Annotated in this window: 11 protein-coding genes; 9 read left to right on the top strand and 2 right to left on the bottom strand. The window is 37.3% G+C overall.

Annotated elements, in window-relative coordinates; translation table 11 throughout:
- Positions 1 to 20 precede the first annotated feature (20 nt).
- Genes AC6H0V_RS05455 through AC6H0V_RS05430 form a run of 6 tightly spaced genes read left to right on the top strand, consistent with a single transcriptional unit; the run spans position 21 to position 10,003 of the window.
- Positions 21 to 1,859 carry a glycoside hydrolase family 13 protein gene (locus tag AC6H0V_RS05455; RefSeq protein ID WP_497562703.1) on the top strand — a complete coding sequence of 613 codons (1,839 nt, stop codon included), beginning with the start codon at positions 21 to 23 and terminating at the stop codon, positions 1,857 to 1,859.
- Positions 1,860 to 1,878: 19 nt separating this feature from the next.
- A complete protein-coding gene (gene pgmB / locus AC6H0V_RS05450) occupies positions 1,879 to 2,547 on the top strand; it encodes a beta-phosphoglucomutase (protein WP_497562702.1) in 669 nt (222 codons plus the stop codon).
- 44 nt (positions 2,548 to 2,591) lie between these two features.
- Positions 2,592 to 4,910, top strand: coding sequence for a glycoside hydrolase family 65 protein (locus AC6H0V_RS05445; RefSeq protein ID WP_497562701.1), 2,319 nt, complete (start codon positions 2,592 to 2,594; stop codon positions 4,908 to 4,910).
- A complete protein-coding gene (locus tag AC6H0V_RS05440; protein ID WP_497562700.1) occupies positions 4,907 to 6,700 on the top strand; it encodes an alpha-amylase family protein in 1,794 nt (597 codons plus the stop codon). Before AC6H0V_RS05445 ends, AC6H0V_RS05440 begins: the two co-directional genes overlap by 4 nt.
- Before the next feature lie 10 nt (positions 6,701 to 6,710).
- Complete coding sequence (locus tag AC6H0V_RS05435) at positions 6,711 to 8,087, top strand: MFS transporter (RefSeq protein WP_497562699.1); 1,377 nt, start codon at positions 6,711 to 6,713, stop codon at positions 8,085 to 8,087.
- 20 nt (positions 8,088 to 8,107) lie between these two features.
- Entirely contained in the window at positions 8,108 to 10,003 is a 1,896-nt protein-coding gene (locus AC6H0V_RS05430) for an alpha-amylase family glycosyl hydrolase (RefSeq protein WP_497562698.1), read from the top strand.
- 48 nt (positions 10,004 to 10,051) lie between these two features.
- On the opposite strand, the gene AC6H0V_RS05425 is transcribed toward AC6H0V_RS05430, so the two are convergent.
- Positions 10,052 to 10,462 carry an organic hydroperoxide resistance protein gene (locus tag AC6H0V_RS05425; protein ID WP_497562697.1) on the bottom strand — a complete coding sequence of 137 codons (411 nt, stop codon included), beginning with the start codon at positions 10,460 to 10,462 and terminating at the stop codon, positions 10,052 to 10,054.
- Between the two features lie 205 nt (positions 10,463 to 10,667).
- Here AC6H0V_RS05425 and AC6H0V_RS05420 point away from each other — a divergent pair, with 205 nt between their 5' ends.
- From AC6H0V_RS05420 to AC6H0V_RS05410, 3 genes are read left to right on the top strand one after another with little or no spacing between them, the layout of a single operon-like run.
- Entirely contained in the window at positions 10,668 to 13,073 is a 2,406-nt protein-coding gene (locus tag AC6H0V_RS05420) for a hypothetical protein (RefSeq protein WP_497562696.1), read from the top strand.
- Positions 13,073 to 14,059, top strand: a complete 987-nt coding sequence (locus AC6H0V_RS05415; RefSeq protein ID WP_497562695.1) for a PorP/SprF family type IX secretion system membrane protein — start codon at positions 13,073 to 13,075, stop codon at positions 14,057 to 14,059. The genes AC6H0V_RS05420 and AC6H0V_RS05415 overlap by 1 nt, the downstream gene beginning before the upstream one ends.
- A gap of 1 nt (position 14,060) precedes the next feature.
- The gene (locus AC6H0V_RS05410) at positions 14,061 to 14,489 is read left to right on the top strand and encodes a hypothetical protein (RefSeq protein ID WP_497562694.1); all 429 of its coding nucleotides are present in this window, start codon (positions 14,061 to 14,063) and stop codon (positions 14,487 to 14,489) included.
- On the opposite strand, the gene AC6H0V_RS05405 is transcribed toward AC6H0V_RS05410, so the two are convergent.
- Entirely contained in the window at positions 14,486 to 16,639 is a 2,154-nt protein-coding gene (locus AC6H0V_RS05405) for an FUSC family protein (protein WP_497562693.1), read from the bottom strand. The two genes, AC6H0V_RS05410 and AC6H0V_RS05405, sit on opposite strands and share 4 nt — an antisense overlap.
- Positions 16,640 to 17,484: the final 845 nt, after the last annotated feature.

Here is a 17,484-nt window from a genome sequence, read left to right as displayed (position 1 = left end):
CCTAAGCGACAAAAATTAACATGAAAAGAATATTCATTCTATCCTTTTTATTATTTATTTCAATCCATCTTTTGGCGCAAAAACTGGAACGCATTGAACCTATGTTTTGGTTTGCACAAATGCAAAATCCTAAATTGCAGCTGTTGGTGCACGGAGATCAGATTGGATCTACCTCCGTAAGCTTAAGTTATCCTGGAGTAAGACTAGTAAAAGTAAACAAGGTCGAAAATCCAAATTACCTTTTTTTGGATTTAACTATCGCGAAAACTGTTAAGCCCGGAAAATTCAACATCAGCTTTGCCTTTAACGGCCGAAAAATAGTTTATACCTACGAGTTAAAAGCAAGAGATAAGCGTCCAAACCGGTATCAAGGGGTAACCAATGCAGATTTAATCTATCTTATCATGCCAGATCGTTTTGCCAATGGCGATAAAACTAACGACGTCGTACCTGGCATGCAAGAGAATACCTTAAACCGTGATAGCATGTATTATCGTCATGGAGGCGATATCAAAGGAGTTATCAATCATTTGGATTATTTGAAAGATTTAGGCGTAACTACACTGTGGCTTAATCCTGTGCTCGAAAATAATCAGCCCAGAACCTCTTATCATGGCTATGCAAATACTGAAAATTATAAAATAGACCCGCGTTTTGGCACGAACGAACTTTATAAACAATTAGTCGAAGAATGCCACAAACGTGGGATGAAAATGATTAAAGATTTGGTGCACAACCATGTAGGTACAGAGCATTTTACCGTTAAGGACATGCCTATGAAAGATTGGGTACACCAATGGCCAAGCTTTACTAAAACAACGTATCGGGAGCAAGTTCACATGGATCCCTATGCTTCTAAAAAAGATAAAGACTTAATGGTAAATGGATGGTTTGATAATCATATGCCAGACATGAACCAGTCAAATCCCTATGTGCGCAATTACATTACCCAAAGTCATATTTGGTGGATTGAATATGCCGGATTGGATGGTTTTCGTTTGGATACGTATGCTTACAATGATTTGGGATATATGGCAGAGTGGGCCAAAGCCATTAAACGAGAATACCCAAAGTTTACTTTTTTTGGAGAAACTTGGGTACACGGCGTTCCTAATCAAGCCTATTTCACACAAGGAAATAAAATTAATCAGGGATTTGATACCCAACTTCAAGCCGTAACCGATTTTCAGGCGCTTTGGGGAATCAACGAAGCATTAAATGGAAAATTCGGTTGGATGGATGGGGTGGTTAAGCTATATAATACCTTCGCCAATGATTTTCTATATGAGGATCCGACCCGAAACGTGGTTTTTTTAGACAACCATGATCTAAGTAGATTTTATTCGGTAGTTGGCGAGGATTTTAATAAATACAAATCTGGAATCGCTTGGTTATTAACTACAAGGGGAATTCCTCAGCTTTATTATGGTACTGAAATCCTGATGAAAAACTTCGCAAATCCCGATGGTTTGGTAAGAGATGATTTTCCTGGGGGATGGGATGGCGACAAAAAGAATAAATACGGTGCGGCCGATAGAAGCACAGCCGAAAATGAGGCGTTTAATTATGTAAGAACCTTAGCAAATTATAGAAAAAATAATAGCGTTCTACAAACTGGCAAAATGATGCAATTTGTTCCTGAAGATGGGATATATGTGTATTTCAGGTATAACAACCTAAAAACAGTAATGATGATCATGAACAGCAATGCAACAGAAAAACTGCTTAATACCGAGCGTTTCAAAGAAAGAATCTTAACTGCAAAAAGCGCTAAAGATATTGCATCGGGACAATTGATTAATAACATTGAGGAAATTAAAGTTCCGGCAACCACTACATTAATATTAGAACTACAATAAAATGCAGGATCGAAATCATATGCTAGGCCCAATAGCCGAAAACAAGATTAAAGCCTGTCTTTTTGATTTGGATGGCGTACTCGTGGATACTGCAGTTTACCATTATAAGGCTTGGAAACGCTTGGCGAATACCATGAATTTCGACTTTACCGAAGCGCAAAATGAAGAATTAAAAGGTATCAGTAGGATAGATAGTTTAAATAAAATATTAGGATGGGGGAAAGTAACAAAAACGGATGCGGAGAAAGAAGAGCTGGCTTCGCTTAAAAATAGCTGGTATGTAGAGCTAATTACGAAAATGACCCCTGCAGAAGTGTTGCCAGGTACGGTTAAATTCTTAACAGCAATTCAAAAAGAAGGTTATAGGGTGGCGCTTGGGTCGGCAAGTAAGAATACGTCCATAATATTGGAGAGAACAAATTTGGCGCATTTTTTTGAGCAGATAGTAGACGGAAATAAGGTTTCAAAATCAAAACCCGATCCGGAGGTATTCTTAAAAGGAGCTGAATTACTGGGAGTTGAGCCCAATCATTGTGTAGTTTTTGAAGATGCATTAGCTGGAATAGAGGCTGCTAAGGCCGGTGGGATGAAAGCGATTGGTATTGGAGAAAAATCGGTGCTAACCCAAGCTGATTTAGTGGTGAGCGGGCTAGACAAATTAACAGTAAAGGATTTAGAAAGTTTATAGTATCAGCTCTTATACCTGATACTAAATACGATATACTTAATAATATGAAGAATTACATTAAAGCAGATGAGTGGAATATAATTGAAGATGGCTTTGATCCGCATTTGAATAAAATTTCTGAAAGCATATTTAGCTTGGGCAATGGCCGAATGGGTCATCGTGCCAACTTTGAAGAAACATATACCGGCGAAACGCTAAGCGGTAATTATGTTGCGGGAGTATATTATCCCGATAAAACACGCGTTGGATGGTGGAAAAACGGTTATCCAGATTATTTTGCCAAAGTATTGAATGCCGCTAATTGGATTGGTATTGAAATTAAAATAGAAGACGAAATTTTAGATCTGGCTACTGCCGAAGTGAGTGATTTTAAGCGCGTATTAAATATGCGTGCGGGCTACTTAGAACGTAGTTTTACCGCAAAACTCAAAAATAACAATATCGTAAAAGTGACTTCAACTCGTTTCTGTAGTATAGTTGATGACGAAATCGGAGCCATTAAATACCAGATTACACCAATCAATTTTGATGGGAAAATTACATTTACACCATTTATAGATGGCGATATTAAAAATCAGGATAGTAACTACGACGAAAAATTCTGGGAGCTCGTAGCCGATGATATCACTCACACCGAAGCCTATCTTACCTTAAGAACCAAAAAAACCAATTTTGAAGTATGTACAGGAAGTGTGATCGAAGTATATCAAGGCAACCACCCTGTTCCTGTTAAAACCACAGCTATTCGGAAAGATAAATTTGTTGGCCAACAATTTACAATAGAAGGTAAAGCAAATAAAGAAATTAGCCTAATCAAAATCGTTGCGAACCTATCATCGCAAAACCATCCCAAAAATGAGCTCATTTCTCGATGTAGGTCGACTATTTCTTATGCGCTGGGTAAAGGTTTTAAAAATTTATTAGCTGAACAGTCAAGGGCCTGGGCACTTAAATGGGAGGAAAGCGACATTATTATCGCAGGTGATGTTGCCGCACAACAGGGCATTCGTTTTAATATTTTTCAATTATTTCAAACCTATACAGGAAAAGATGATCGATTAAATATTGGACCAAAAGGCTTTACCGGAGAAAAATACGGTGGTTCTACGTACTGGGATACAGAAGCTTATTGCGTTCCTTTTTACCTTGCAACCGCACCACAGGAAGTAAGTAAAAATTTGTTGATTTATCGTTACAAGCAATTGGATAAAGCCATTGAAAATGCCAAAAAGTTAGGTTTTTCTGGCGGAGCGGCCTTATATCCCATGGTAACCATGAATGGTGAAGAGTGCCATAACGAATGGGAAATTACTTTCGAAGAAATACACCGTAATGGTGCGATAGCGTATGCCATCTACAATTATGTTCGTTATACCAATGATCAAAGGTATTTAGCAGATTACGGGTTGGAAGTGCTTATCGGCATTGCCAGGTTCTGGAAACAGCGTGTAAATTGGAGCGAAGAAAAAAAACAATATGTGATGTTAGGCGTTACTGGGCCAAATGAATACGAAAACAATGTAAACAACAATTGGTATACGAATGTATTGGCTTCATGGTGTTTAAAATATACCGCTGAAACTATAGAATTGTTAAAGCATCAAGAACCACGAAAACTTCAAGATCTTTTAAAAGCGGTAAACTTCGATCCAAAGGAACTAAAAATTTGGGCTGAGATTGTAGAAAAAATGTATTATCCAGCCGATGCTGAAAAGGGAATTTTCTTACAACAAGACGGATATCTCGACAAAGAACAAATTCTGGTTAAAGATTTACCCTCTAGCGATAGGCCAATTAATCAGAAATGGAGTTGGGATCGAATATTAAGGTCTTGTTTTATTAAACAGGCCGATGTTTTGCAGGGTCTTTATTTCTTTGAAGACGAATACGACATAGATACGTTGAAAAGAAATTTTGATTTTTACGAGCCAAGAACCGTTCATGAAAGTTCCTTATCACCTTGTGTACACAGTATTTTAGCATCAAAGCTGAATGACGAAAGCAGAGCATACGAATTTTATCTGCGTACTGCCCGCCTAGATCTAGACGATTATAATAATGATACAGAAGATGGCTTGCACATCACTTCTATGGCAGGTACTTGGATGAGTATTGTTGAAGGCTTTGCTGGAATGAGAATTAAGGATGGAAAATTAAATTTTAATCCCTTTTTACCAAGCAAATGGAGTTCGTTTGCGTTTACCATCGGTTTTAGAGGTGCCAATTTGAAAATTAAAATTTCCGAAAATCGAATCCTCATAAAAAATCAGAGCAAGGTAGATCTTGAAGTAGTAATTTCTGGTCAACCTTACCAATTAGAGGGAAACACAGAAATTTATAAGGAAAACGTAGAATTGGTATGATTGCAATCATCAAAAGAATAAGGGTTCTGCTATTTTTAATTGGCATTTTATGTGGCTATACTCAAGCATTTGCCCAAGAAAGAAATATGACTAAAACTCCTGAGAAAATAGTGATCTATCAGTTATTACCCCGTTATTTTGGAAACAAAAAAACTACTAATATCCCATACGGAACCATTGCACAAAACGGGAGTGGTAAATTTAACGATATCACCGAAAAAGCGCTTGATGGGTTAAAAGAACTGCATGTAAATTATATTTGGTATACTGGAGTAATTGCTCATGCCAGCTTAACTGATTATTCTCCATATAAGATCAAAACAGATGATGCAGATGTGGTTAAGGGTAGAGCAGGTTCGCCCTATGCCATTAGAGATTACTATGACGTTGACCCAGATCTTGCTGTGAATGTATCCAACAGAATGGCCGAATTTGAGGCATTAATAAAACGTACGCATACAAAAAATATTAAAGTTCTGATGGATTTTGTGCCCAATCATGTGGCCAGAGGATATCACTCAAATGCCAAACCAAAAAACGTGGTTGATTTTGGGGCCAATGATGATACGTCAATACCTTTTAGTCAAAGAAATGATTTTTACTATATCCCTGGCCAACATTTTCAAGTGCCCATAAACCTTGCCGAGGCAAATAGCCCTTTAAAACGGATGATGGATGGAAAATTTGACGAATTTCCTGCAAAAGCCACTGGAAATACTGTTTTTTCTGCAAATCCAAACCCTTCAGATTGGTACGAAACCGTGAAACTGAATTATGGTATCGAATATAAAGATGGAAAAGAAATCAATCATTTTAGCCCCATCCCACCAGTGTGGACAAAAATGCGGGATATCTTAGTGTATTGGACCAAAAAAGGAGTAGACGGTTTTAGATGTGATGTAGCCGAAATGGTGCCTGTAGAATTTTGGGAATGGGTAATCCCACAGGTTAAGGCCTACCGCCCAGGAATGATCTTTATCGCTGAAGCCTACAATCCAAAATCTTATGAAAAATATTTAACTCAAGGAAAATTCGATTTTCTATATGATAAAGTTGGTCTATATGACGGGTTAAAGAGATTGATAAAAGACGAACCTACTGCGGATGTGAATGATATCACACACGTGTGGAAAGAAGAAAGTGCAAAATTCAGTAAGCATATGCTTCGTTTTTTAGAAAATCATGATGAAGAACGGATTGCCTCAAACGCGTTTGCTGGCAAAGCCGAACTTGGTATCCCTGCAATGGTGGTTTCGACACTATTAGGCGGTGGCCCGGTGATGTTATATTTTGGGCAAGAAGTAGGAGAGAGTGCAGGTGTCTCTGAAGGGTTTATGGGAGATGACAATCAAAATGCCAGAACTACCATATTCGAATATTGGGGAGTGCCAAACCATCAAAAATGGATGAATAATGGACTATTTGACGGAAATAAATTAAGTCCATCTCAAAAAAAGCTAAGAAATTTCTACCAGAAATTGATGAAGATAGCTACACAAAGTGATGCTGTTTATAATGGAAACATCTTTGAAGTAAAAGAAATTGCAGCTGCAAATAAGAAAATGTATGCTTTTATTCGTTATACGGATAAGCAACGATTATTGGTCATAACCAATTTTGATAGCGAAAAAACGCTGATAACGGATCTTAAAATCCCAGAACAAATTACTACAGACAAGTTGCCACTAACAGTTACCGATTTATTGGCAAATCAACAAATTACCACTAAAATGGGTCGATTTATACCCATAAATTTACCACCTTCTACAGCTAAAATCATCCAATTTTAAACCCTAACCAATGAATTTAAAAGCAATAGTTGAAAACCCAAGATTAACCCTCGCTCAAATTATCAATATGAGTGTTGGTTTTTTCGGAATCCAGTTTGGCTGGGATTTGCAACGGGCAAATATGGGCCGCATCTACGAAAACCTTGGGGCCAATGCGGATCAGGTTCCATTATTGTTCTTGGCGGCACCGCTAACAGGGCTATTGGTTCAGCCGATTGTGGGCTATCTCAGTGATCGAACCTGGCATCCGAAATGGGGGAGAAGAAGGCCCTATTTTATGATTGGGGCTATTGTAAGCAGTATTGCGCTTCTTTTTATGCCACATAGCAGTACCTTATGGATGGCCGCAGGATTATTGTGGGTTTTGGATGTTTTCGGAAATATTGCTATGGAACCATTTAGAGCCTTCGTAACCGATAAGCTTCCAGATAGCCAGGTTAACAGAGGTTTCATTATGCAAAGTATGATGATTGGATTAGGCGGGAGCGTGGCTTCTTCATTGCCCTGGTTGATGAAAAACGTTTTTCATCTTAGCAATACCGCAGAACTGGGTCATATTCCCGAGAACGTAAAATTCTCTTTTTATATTGGTGCATTTTTCTTCTTTGCTGCCGTACTCTATACGGTTTTTACTACTCAGGAATACCCACCTTCTGACGTAAATTTTAAAGAGAAGGTGCTAGAAAGCAATAAAGGCTTTGGTGGTGGTGCAAGAGAGATATTTAATGCCCTGGCCAACATGCCCAAAAGGATGAAAATTGTTTCCCTGGTTCAGTTTTTTACCTGGCCCGGCCTGTTCCTGATGTGGTTTTATTATACCACCGCAGTAGCCGTAAATGTATTTGGTGGTAAAGATGCCAGTGACCCTATTTATGCACAGGGAGCTGATTTTGGGAGTTTGACATTAGCGTATTATAGCGTGGTCACCTTTTTATTTGCCCTGGTTCTACCAAAAATAGCTGATTTCTTAGGGAGAAAAAATACGCATGCGCTCTGCTTGATATGCGGAGCAATAGGATTGATCAGCGTGGCCTGGGTACACGATAAGCACATGCTTTATCTATGTATGACTGGCGTGGGAATTGCTTGGGCCAGCATTCTTTCTATGCCTTACGCCATGTTAAGCGGTTCGCTACCAAGGCATAAAATTGGCATTTACATGGGAATTTTTAATTTCTTTATTGTGCTACCAGAGATTATTGCCTCTTTGGGATTTGGGTGGCTGATGAGGAATGTGCTACACAATGATCGTTTGTTGGCCGTACAATTGGGTGGCGGACTAATGATACTAGCAGCTATTATCTGTTTCCTATTTATTAGAGAATCTAAAAACACCGATGAGGTATTAACGGCTCAACTTGAAGTAGAAGAAAATAGATCGGTTTAACGGAATTAAAAAATTTAATCATGAAAAAAATAACATACGTATTACTATTGGTTACGCTCTCTTTTGTAGCATGCAAAAAGAGTCCGAGTGGCCCAGTTGTAGAACCTAAAGAGGAACCAAAACCCGCTACTGCTACCGACCTTCCCGCAGGTGCGAAAGATGGGGTTGCTTTCATTAACAATGGAACTTCTGCAATTGTAACCTTGTTTGCACCAGGAAAAAGCACTATTTCACTTATTGGCGATTTTAATGCCTGGTCGGCCTCGGCATCGCCGATGAAAAAAGCAAATGATGGGAGTACCTGGTGGATACAGATTGACAATTTAAACCCCAACACAGAATATACCTATCAGTTTTTGGTAGATGGAAATTTAAAAGTTGCCGATCCCTACTGTGAAAAAATATTAGATGAGGCAAATGATAAGTATATTAATCCAACCACTTACCCCAATTTGATAACTTATCCAACGGGAAAAACTACTGGGATTGTTAGTGTAATGCAGGCTAACCAGCCAACCTATGCTTGGAAAAACAATTCGTTTGTAAGACCTGATAAAAATAATCTGGTTATTTATGAATTACTGATCAGGGATTTTACAGCAGAACATAGTTATGCATCGACTTTGCAAAAGCTAAGTTACCTTACTGGTTTGGGTATAAATGCCATAGAGTTGATGCCCGTAAACGAATTTGAGGGTAATCTCAGTTGGGGCTATAATCCATCGTTCTATTTTGCTCCAGATAAATATTATGGCACTAAAACTGCACTACAAAATTTTATCGACGAATGTCATGGAAAAGGGATTGCTGTAATACTGGATATGGTTTTAAACCATTCATTTGGCCAATCACCCATGGTACAACTGTATTTTGATGGCAATAAGCCTACAGCAAATAGTCCATGGTTTAACGTAGATCCAAAACATCCTTACAATGTAGGCTATGATTTTAATCATGAAAGTGCGGCCACTAAATATTTTTCTAAGAACGTAATCAAATTTTGGATGCAGCAATATAAGATTGATGGCTTTAGATTTGATCTTTCTAAAGGATTTACGCAAAACCAATCGAGTAACGATGCCACAATGAGCGCCTTGGATCCGAGCAGGGTTGCCATCTGGAAAGAATATAATAGTTTCATTAAAGGTGTAGACCCCAATAATTTTTATGTGATTTTAGAACATTTTGCTGATGCTGCCGAAGAAAAAATCCTTTCTGATGATGGAATGATGTTATGGGCAAACCTAAACTATAACATGAACGAAGCCACGATGGGTTGGATCCCTACTTCTGATTTTTCGTGGGGATTTTATACGAAACATGGTTTTGCAAAGTCTGAAAATTTGGTAAGCTTCGGAGAAAGCCATGATGAGGAGAGGTTAAATTATAAAAATATATCCTTCGGAAATGTAGCGGGCAGTTATGCGATAAAGAATAATTTAGTTACTTCCTTAAAAAGAGAAGAAATGGCTGCTGCATTTTTGTTTAGCATCCCAGGCCCGAAAATGGTATGGCAATTTGGGGAACTTGGTTATGATATTTCTATAGATTTTAATGGAAGAACAGGTGATAAGCCTATTAAATGGGAATACTATACCGATCCAAATCGTAAAACATTATATGATGCCTATGCTAAATTCATCAAATTGAAAACCAATAACAGTATTTTTAATTCTACTAATGTGGTTTATAATTTAACTGGAGCAATAAAATATATCAAGTTGGTAGAAGGGAGCAATACAGTTGTTGTAGTAGGAAATTTTGACGTAACGAACCAAACTGCAGCTATTGATTTTGGAACTACTGGTACATGGGTAGATGCTGTGGGAGCTAGTATGAATTTAAGCTCAAGCACTTATTCTAGCACCTTACTTCCTGGAGAATACCATATTTTTAGCAAGATTGCCTTAAAATAAGCATAAAAAAGCCCTATAAATTGCGTAAAAAATTTATAGGGCTTTAAATTAAATTGCGGTAACTCTTACTTCAATATTACCTTTGGTAGCTTTAGAATAAGGGCAGGTTTTATGCGCCAAGTCTGCCAATCGTTGGGTTTCATCGTTGGATAAACCAGGAATATGAACATCCAGGTCTGCAGATAGCGAAAACGATTTTCCATCTTTATTAAAAGAGACCAACACATTTACAGTTGCTCCACTTGCTTCAACACCTTCATGCTCAGCTATGCTGCCTAATGCGCCTAAATAACAAGCTCCCCAAGCGGCGGCAAATAATTGTTCAGGATTTGTAGCACCACCTTGGCCACCCATTTCTTTAGGCCTTTTCAATTCGAAATCTAAAATTCCATCAGTTGATTTCGCATGCCCATCTCTACCACCAATACTGTTAACATTGGCTGTATATAATTTTTCCATTCTTAACTAACAGTATAGCGAGCCTATTGTTTTTTATATCGCCCGATCCAAACGTCTCTTAGAATTTATATCGAATATTTGAATAATCAACTACCTGATACGAAGATATTTAATAACCTGTTCGATTAAACTAATTAGGAATAATAACTTATTTATAATTATATAATAATTTATTAAATTTGTTGTTGTAGGTTACCTATCTATTTTGAAAAATAAATTAATAACATTCTTAATCGGTTGTTTTTTAATAGGAAACAACATTGCACACGCACAGGAATGTCCGGCTAATATTGGTTTTGAGACCGGCGGTTTTACCAATTGGAAAACCTTTGTTGGTTCCGTTGCATTTAGTAGCAGTGGTCAAAATGTAATTACATTAAATCCTTCAGCGCCTACACCCAACCAACATACCATAATGACTTCGAAAACTGCTGTGGATCCATGGGGGCTATTTCCTGTTCTGGCGCCAAATGGGAGTGATTTTTCAGTTAAATTAGGGAATGAGGGTACACAGCGGGGTGCCGAAGGTATTTCATATCTCATAACTGTTCCAGCTGATAGGCCATCATTTGTAATTACTTATCAATATGCCGTTGTTTTCCAGGATCCCGGTCATACTGCAGCTGAACAACCACGATTTACGGCTAAAGTGCTTGATATAAGTACAAATACCTACATAAACTGCGCTTCATTTGAATATATTTCTACTTCCAATTTACCCGGCTTTAAAGCATCATCACGCTCAGGAGGGGTACTGTACAAAAACTGGACCCCAGTTACAATTAACCTAAGTGGTTACCAAGGAAAACAGTTGTTGTTAGAGTTTAACACTGCAGATTGTACCCGCTCAGGACATTTTGGATATGCATATGTAGATGTGAATGAAAATTGCAACAACATTATTCAAGGAAATTCATCCTGCGTTGGTTCGATTGAAACTAATTTGAAAGGACCAAGTGGCTATGAAACCTATAAATGGTATAATGCTGATAGAAGTATTTTTTATGGAGAGGGTGAAAATATAGCCATTAGTCCACAATTAAGAGTCGGTGATGTTGTAGTATTGGATCTCATCCCATTCAGTGGTTTCGGATGTGTGAATACGGTGTCTACCACAATAGTGCAGGGCGAGTTTGAACTGAACGTTACACCTTTGATCAATGCCTGTAAAGGCGAGGTACTCGATCTGTCGTCCAGTTCCTATATTCTTAACAAGCATCCACAGGTTATCTATAAGTGCTATACCGATGCACAACTCAAAATACCAATAGACATTAAAAGTATTACCACGAGTGGAACTTATTACGTTAAGGCCATATCGCCCATAGGCTGTACCACAGCCAAATCAATTCAGGTTATCTTTAATGAAATAGCTGTTGATGTAACAACTGAGGTTAAAGGTTGTGCAGGGACCGTTATAGACCTTACTTCAAAATTAGTACAAAAAAGTGTGCAATTAGGACTCACAGTAAGTTATTTTAGCGATGCAGCGTTAACCGTTCCCCTTCCTGATCCAACAACTATTACCGTAAATGGCGATTATTACATCAAGTATCAATCTATATTTTGTACTATTTCTAAAAAGGTTAACGTAGAGATCTTTCCTCTTCCCATATTGAAATTAACTGATCCGGCTCCCATCTGTTCTCCAGCTACAGTAGACCTTACCAATGCTGCAATTACTGTAGGGAGCGATCCAGATATAACGTATACGTATTATAAAGATGCCGCCTTAACCCTAGCAGTAAGTAATTCCAAAACCATTGCGGCAACTGGAGATTATTACGTTAAAGCAGTTAGCTCAAAAGGCTGTGTAAGTTCTGGAAAGGTACATGTTGAAATTTATTCACTACCAGTTCTGACGATTACAAAACCCACCCCAGTTTGTTTTCCAAAAACAATAGACATTACTAATACTGATTTATACGTGGGAACAACGGCTGGTGTTACCTTTACCTATACAGATGATAAGAGTGCGGTAGTTAGCAATCCTCAAAGTATTTCCCAAAGTGGAACCTATATTGTAACCATTCAGAATGCAAATGGGTGTAAGGTTTCTAAAACAATTGAAGTGGTAATTTACCCTCAGCCTGTTTTGGTAATCAATCAGCCCAAAAAAGTATTCTTAACGCAAAGTGTTGATATTACTAAAGCTGATGTTATTAAAGGAAGTTCGGGTTACAGTTTTGCCAATTACTGGTATGATGCACAGATGACTCTTCCACTTGATAATCCAAAACAGGTTACTAAATCAGGTCAGTACTATATTTCGCTCACCAATACCAATGGCTGTACCCAAGTTGCCATGGTTGAAGTAATCACAGTAGAGTGGCCAAAAATTATGGTTCCAACAGCGTTTACACCATTAAAATCTACCAATAATATTTTATATCCATTCTACGAAGGCATTAAGAAACTCAATAGTTTTAAGATATACAATAAATGGGGAAACCTGGTATTCGAAACCAATAGTATGGATCCTGCAAAAGGGTGGAACGGTACTTTCCGTAATTCCATTCAACCCTTAGAAACCTATTCGTGGTTTGCTGAGGGCGTAAATTTATTGGATGAAATCTATACGACCAAGGGAAAAACGATACTCATTCCGTAATGAAAAGGGCATTGGTTATTTTTTTAGTATGCCTTCAATCTTTGGCAAAAGCTCAAGATCCGAAGTTTTCGCAGTATTTTGCTTCGCCTCTCACGCTTAACCCGGCATTAACCGGATATTTTGATGGCAGATATAGGGTTGCGATCAATACCCGACAACAATGGGCCAATGTGGGGGAAGCCTACAATACTTATAGCGCTTCAGGAGAATTTAAATTTCAGGACGAATATTATTACAATGATATCTTTAGTATTGGACTTAGTGGGCTTTACGACGAATCGTTTAATAAAATCTTAAAGTCTAACACCTATAGTATTAGTATGTCTTATTATAAGTTTTTAGATCCAGACCACAATTTTAAGTTGGCTTTAGCGCCACAAGTATCATACATTTCTAAAAAGTTAGATTATGATGCCTTAACTGTTGCCTCTCAGTTTAACAACGGGGGCTTCGATTTATCTATCCCTAACAATCTTGGCTTAGATAATGATAAGTTAACTTATTTCGACTTCAATGTAGGTGCAAATTTAGCGTTAACATTAGATCAGATCTCTGCTTCGGTAGGTTATGCTATCTTCCATTTAACCCGGCCACAAGGCTCTTTATTTAATGATGTTAACCTGAAACTTCCTTATAGAAACACCTACAATGCAAGTTTTAGGTATATGTCTAATGATTTGGTAGATTTTAATCTCAGTACCCATTATATGACAGAGGGTTCAAGTTCTGATTTAATTTTTGGCGGGGTGATGGGTTTTAAACCTAACTTCGAGTCGAACATGAAGATAAACGCAGGTTTATGGTACAAAACCAATGAGCAATCATATTTTCCCTATGTAGGATTCGAGTTCTCAAACGCTTCCGTGGGGATAAATTATTCGTTGGTTACAAAAAGTATTGCCGGATATAAACCTCGTACATTTGAGCTTTCATTAATATTGAGGGATAGAAATTTCACTAAATTTAAAAACACTTGTAAATTTTAATATGCAAAAGGTTATTTTATTTCTCGCTGTTTTCACTTCATTAACAACTATCTGTGTTGCCCAGGAAAGTAGAAAAAGAATTGATTATCAATATAAAAGGATTGATGATAATTATCATGCCTATACAGCATATGTCGGAACAGAAGCAAATACCGCTGATTTAGCCATTGTATCATCTTATAATTTAACCGGATTAAAATCAATTCACATTAAATCGGAGAAAAATACAGTTAAGGTACCCTTTAAAAAAATCACCCTTGATTTAGGGGATGATGATGAAACGCTGAATAAACTAGCTGTTTCAGTTAATCTGGAAAAGATCTTTAAGTTGCCTTGTGATTGTACTATAGTTTTTACCATGGATAATAATGTGACCATTGAACTCCCGCTCAACGGTTGCCTGTTTAAAGAATACCTATCCAAGAACTAAATCTTTAACTTCTCAGCAAGTTTGTAAATATCATATGCTACTTTTTGGATCAGGTCAAATTGTTCGGCGATGATCATGTTCTCATTCTCAGCGTCCAGTTCCAAGTTCTTTCTGCGGATTAAGGGCACATTATTAACTTCATCATTATGCTTATTTAAATGGTCGGCAGCCTCATTTAACAAGTAAATGGTGTTATCCGAAACTGGTTTCAGCTCTTCGAAATTGTGATAAACAAAATCATGTTCTTTATTATATAAGGATAAAGTAGCAATGTACGAGGATAACAAATGATTGAGTACCGTAAATTGATGCAGCTCTTTAATGTGTAGTTGTTTGCTTTTTGGTTCAGAAAACATTCGCTGAAACAGCGATGCTAAATTAGAAGTATTTACAAATACTTCTTTTCTGGCTACCTTATAATTGGTTAAATTATGGGTTTTTTCAAAGTAGAGTAGGGTTACCTGTTTAAAATAGTTGCGATTTGCGGTAATGATATCCACCATCGCTTCCTTCAGTTTTTCATGCTCCCAATTTGGAAATAAAGAATAACTGGCAAGCAGAGCGATACCAGACCCAATTAGGGTATCGTAAATCCTTTCTCTGGCCACCGAGAAACCTCCCATGCCCAAAAAATCAAAAAGAACCAAGATGTAAGGGGTCATAAATAAAACACTTACCACATAGTTCTTTCGTTGGAAGCTATAACTCCCGATCATGCAGATCAATAAAATTACAAAAAGCGAATGTTTATCATGGATATACATTAAAATACCCATGCCAATAAACGCACCCACAATGGTACCGATCAATCTTTGGTAGTTTCTTTCTTTTGTTAAACTAAAACCTGGCTTAGAAATCACCAGAATGGTTAAAAGAATCCAATAACTGTGTGCAAAATCTAAACTCTTGGCCACAATAAAACCGATTAGCATTACAATGGCCACCCGAATGGAGTGTCTAAAAGTGGATGAACTAAATGTTAAATTATCTAATAATAACTTAACATCCATATTCTGCTTGGTTACAAATTTTTCAACATCAATATCTCTGCTTTTTAGATTTTTCTTTTCCTTCTTATTAAAATAACTATTGATTGTTTTTACTCTCCCAACAATATTTTCGATATTAACTTCAATATTTTTTAAAGCAATTAACCCAAGTGTACTGTATTTCTCGTAGCCATTGGTTTCTAATGCGGTTATTTCTTCTTTTAATTTAACTACATCTTTAATCAGTGAAGGAGAGAAGGTAGGAGTGCCACCGCTTTTAAGGGCGAAAGCAATTTCATCAAGCGCTAAGGCTATTTTATTTATTACGTCTTCATATTGAGGTAAGATACCAACAGAATCAAACTGTTCGTGCAATTGCTTATAGTTATAATAAGTAGACATCACCTGTTCAAAAAGATCAACCATATCTACAAAAACCAATAAGAGAAACCTACCTTCAGGAGTGGATTCGCTTACAATTTCCCTGGTTCTAAAGAGTACGTCTCTTACTTCATCCTGTTTTCCGTGTACAAGGACCTGTAATTGAAGTAATTCTGCGTAATTTTTATCATAATCTGTTTTCTCACGATAGAATTTAGCTTTTGCCCTTAAAAAAGTACTTACTTCTAAAATGGAATCACTTAAGATTTGTTGTACCAATCGGTACGGACGCAACCGATAAAAAAAGTAGCTCAATAAGGTATACCAAATACTCCCGGCTAAAATTAGCAGTGTATAGAGAAGAACCTCTTTCCATGGCCTTATGTCGTCTATACTTAACACCATGATTAATAAAACAGAGGTTCCAACAGCAGCAGCTCTGTTTCCATACAGAAAAAACATGGAGAAAATAAAGCTAAAGACCACCAAGAGCAGGCCCGTGAAATAAATACTCTGGTTAGTTATGCCAACGATAAGAGAAGTCAGGGAAATTAATACCGTGGTAATTAACATGGCATTTCTGCGATGGGTAATCGGTCCTGGAGAATCAACTACACTTATGCAAAGAGCACCTAATGAAAGTGTCATCCCATATTGGAGCATTCCAAATTGAGCTAAAATAAGAGAGGGGCAAAGCACACCTATTGTAATCCGCAACCCATCGGCAAAGTAAGTACTGAGCAAAAAATCTTGGATATTTCGAATTGGCCGGTGGAGCATGGTGCAAATTTACATTTTTTGAACCTCAAAATATGCCCATTTTTTAAGATAAAAATTCTTAAAAAAAATTATAAGCAACAAAATTAAGCAGAATCAAGAGGTAAAAAAATGTTCTATTTGTTGCTTAATGTGAATAAGAAAATCGCTGAGATTGTTAATAACTGTGTTCATTTTTTTGCCATATGGTATCTAAACTTCATCCAAGGCGCAAATTCTTAATTTTACCTATGTTAACAACTCACATTTGATGGTGTATAACTTGTTAAAAAGAAAAAAAGATTTTTCTTGACATATGTTACTTCAGACGCTAATTTAGATGATATCAATAACGAAGTACTTTGACAGTCTGGTAGGATAATCCAAAACAAAAATTAAGTCGCAAGACAGCAATCTTTGGGAATATCCAAGTTAAAATCAAATTCGATTAGCGTCGCAAGATGCAAAATCGGTTTACATTAAGAAGTTTTAGAACTACTGATGTTGGGATTAAGTAATTATTGCCTGATCACTCGCAAGAGCAGATAGGTTTACGGTAACTAACAGGTCGCAAGACCTAATGATCTATTTGACTAAAAGAAATTCGAGGCGCATTGCAAAATGCAAATCGGCAAATTAAGAGGCCGCAAGGCTGATTAATTTAAGATCAAGAACGATCATCAAATTATTCGCAAGAGTAGACCGATGTGAGGAGCTTAGCGGTTGAAAAACCAAGATCTATGACTAAAATCAAATTCGATGCGCATTGCAAAATGCAAAATCGTCGCATTCAGGAGTGATATTACGGTTAGCATGTAAAGAATAGCCATTTAGCCCAATTGCTCGCAAGAGTGTATAGGATTTAAAAG

The organism is Pedobacter sp. NO84 (assembly GCF_059703915.1).
The sequence above is the reverse complement of the archived record's forward strand: the minus strand, read 5'-3'. Positions and strand labels throughout refer to the sequence as shown.

Coding starts and splice junctions, on each gene's coding strand:
- AC6H0V_RS05405 (WP_497562693.1), bottom strand. CDS start 16,639: ATGCTCCACCGGCCAATTCGAAATATCCAAGATTTTTTGCTCAGTACT.
- AC6H0V_RS05445 (WP_497562701.1), top strand. CDS start 2,592: ATGAAGAATTACATTAAAGCAGATGAGTGGAATATAATTGAAGATGGC.
- AC6H0V_RS05425 (WP_497562697.1), bottom strand. CDS start 10,462: ATGGAAAAATTATATACAGCCAATGTTAACAGTATTGGTGGTAGAGAT.
- pgmB (WP_497562702.1), top strand. CDS start 1,879: ATGCTAGGCCCAATAGCCGAAAACAAGATTAAAGCCTGTCTTTTTGAT.
- AC6H0V_RS05455 (WP_497562703.1), top strand. CDS start 21: ATGAAAAGAATATTCATTCTATCCTTTTTATTATTTATTTCAATCCAT.
- AC6H0V_RS05410 (WP_497562694.1), top strand. CDS start 14,061: ATGCAAAAGGTTATTTTATTTCTCGCTGTTTTCACTTCATTAACAACT.
- AC6H0V_RS05440 (WP_497562700.1), top strand. CDS start 4,907: ATGATTGCAATCATCAAAAGAATAAGGGTTCTGCTATTTTTAATTGGC.
- AC6H0V_RS05430 (WP_497562698.1), top strand. CDS start 8,108: ATGAAAAAAATAACATACGTATTACTATTGGTTACGCTCTCTTTTGTA.
- AC6H0V_RS05435 (WP_497562699.1), top strand. CDS start 6,711: ATGAATTTAAAAGCAATAGTTGAAAACCCAAGATTAACCCTCGCTCAA.
- AC6H0V_RS05415 (WP_497562695.1), top strand. CDS start 13,073: ATGAAAAGGGCATTGGTTATTTTTTTAGTATGCCTTCAATCTTTGGCA.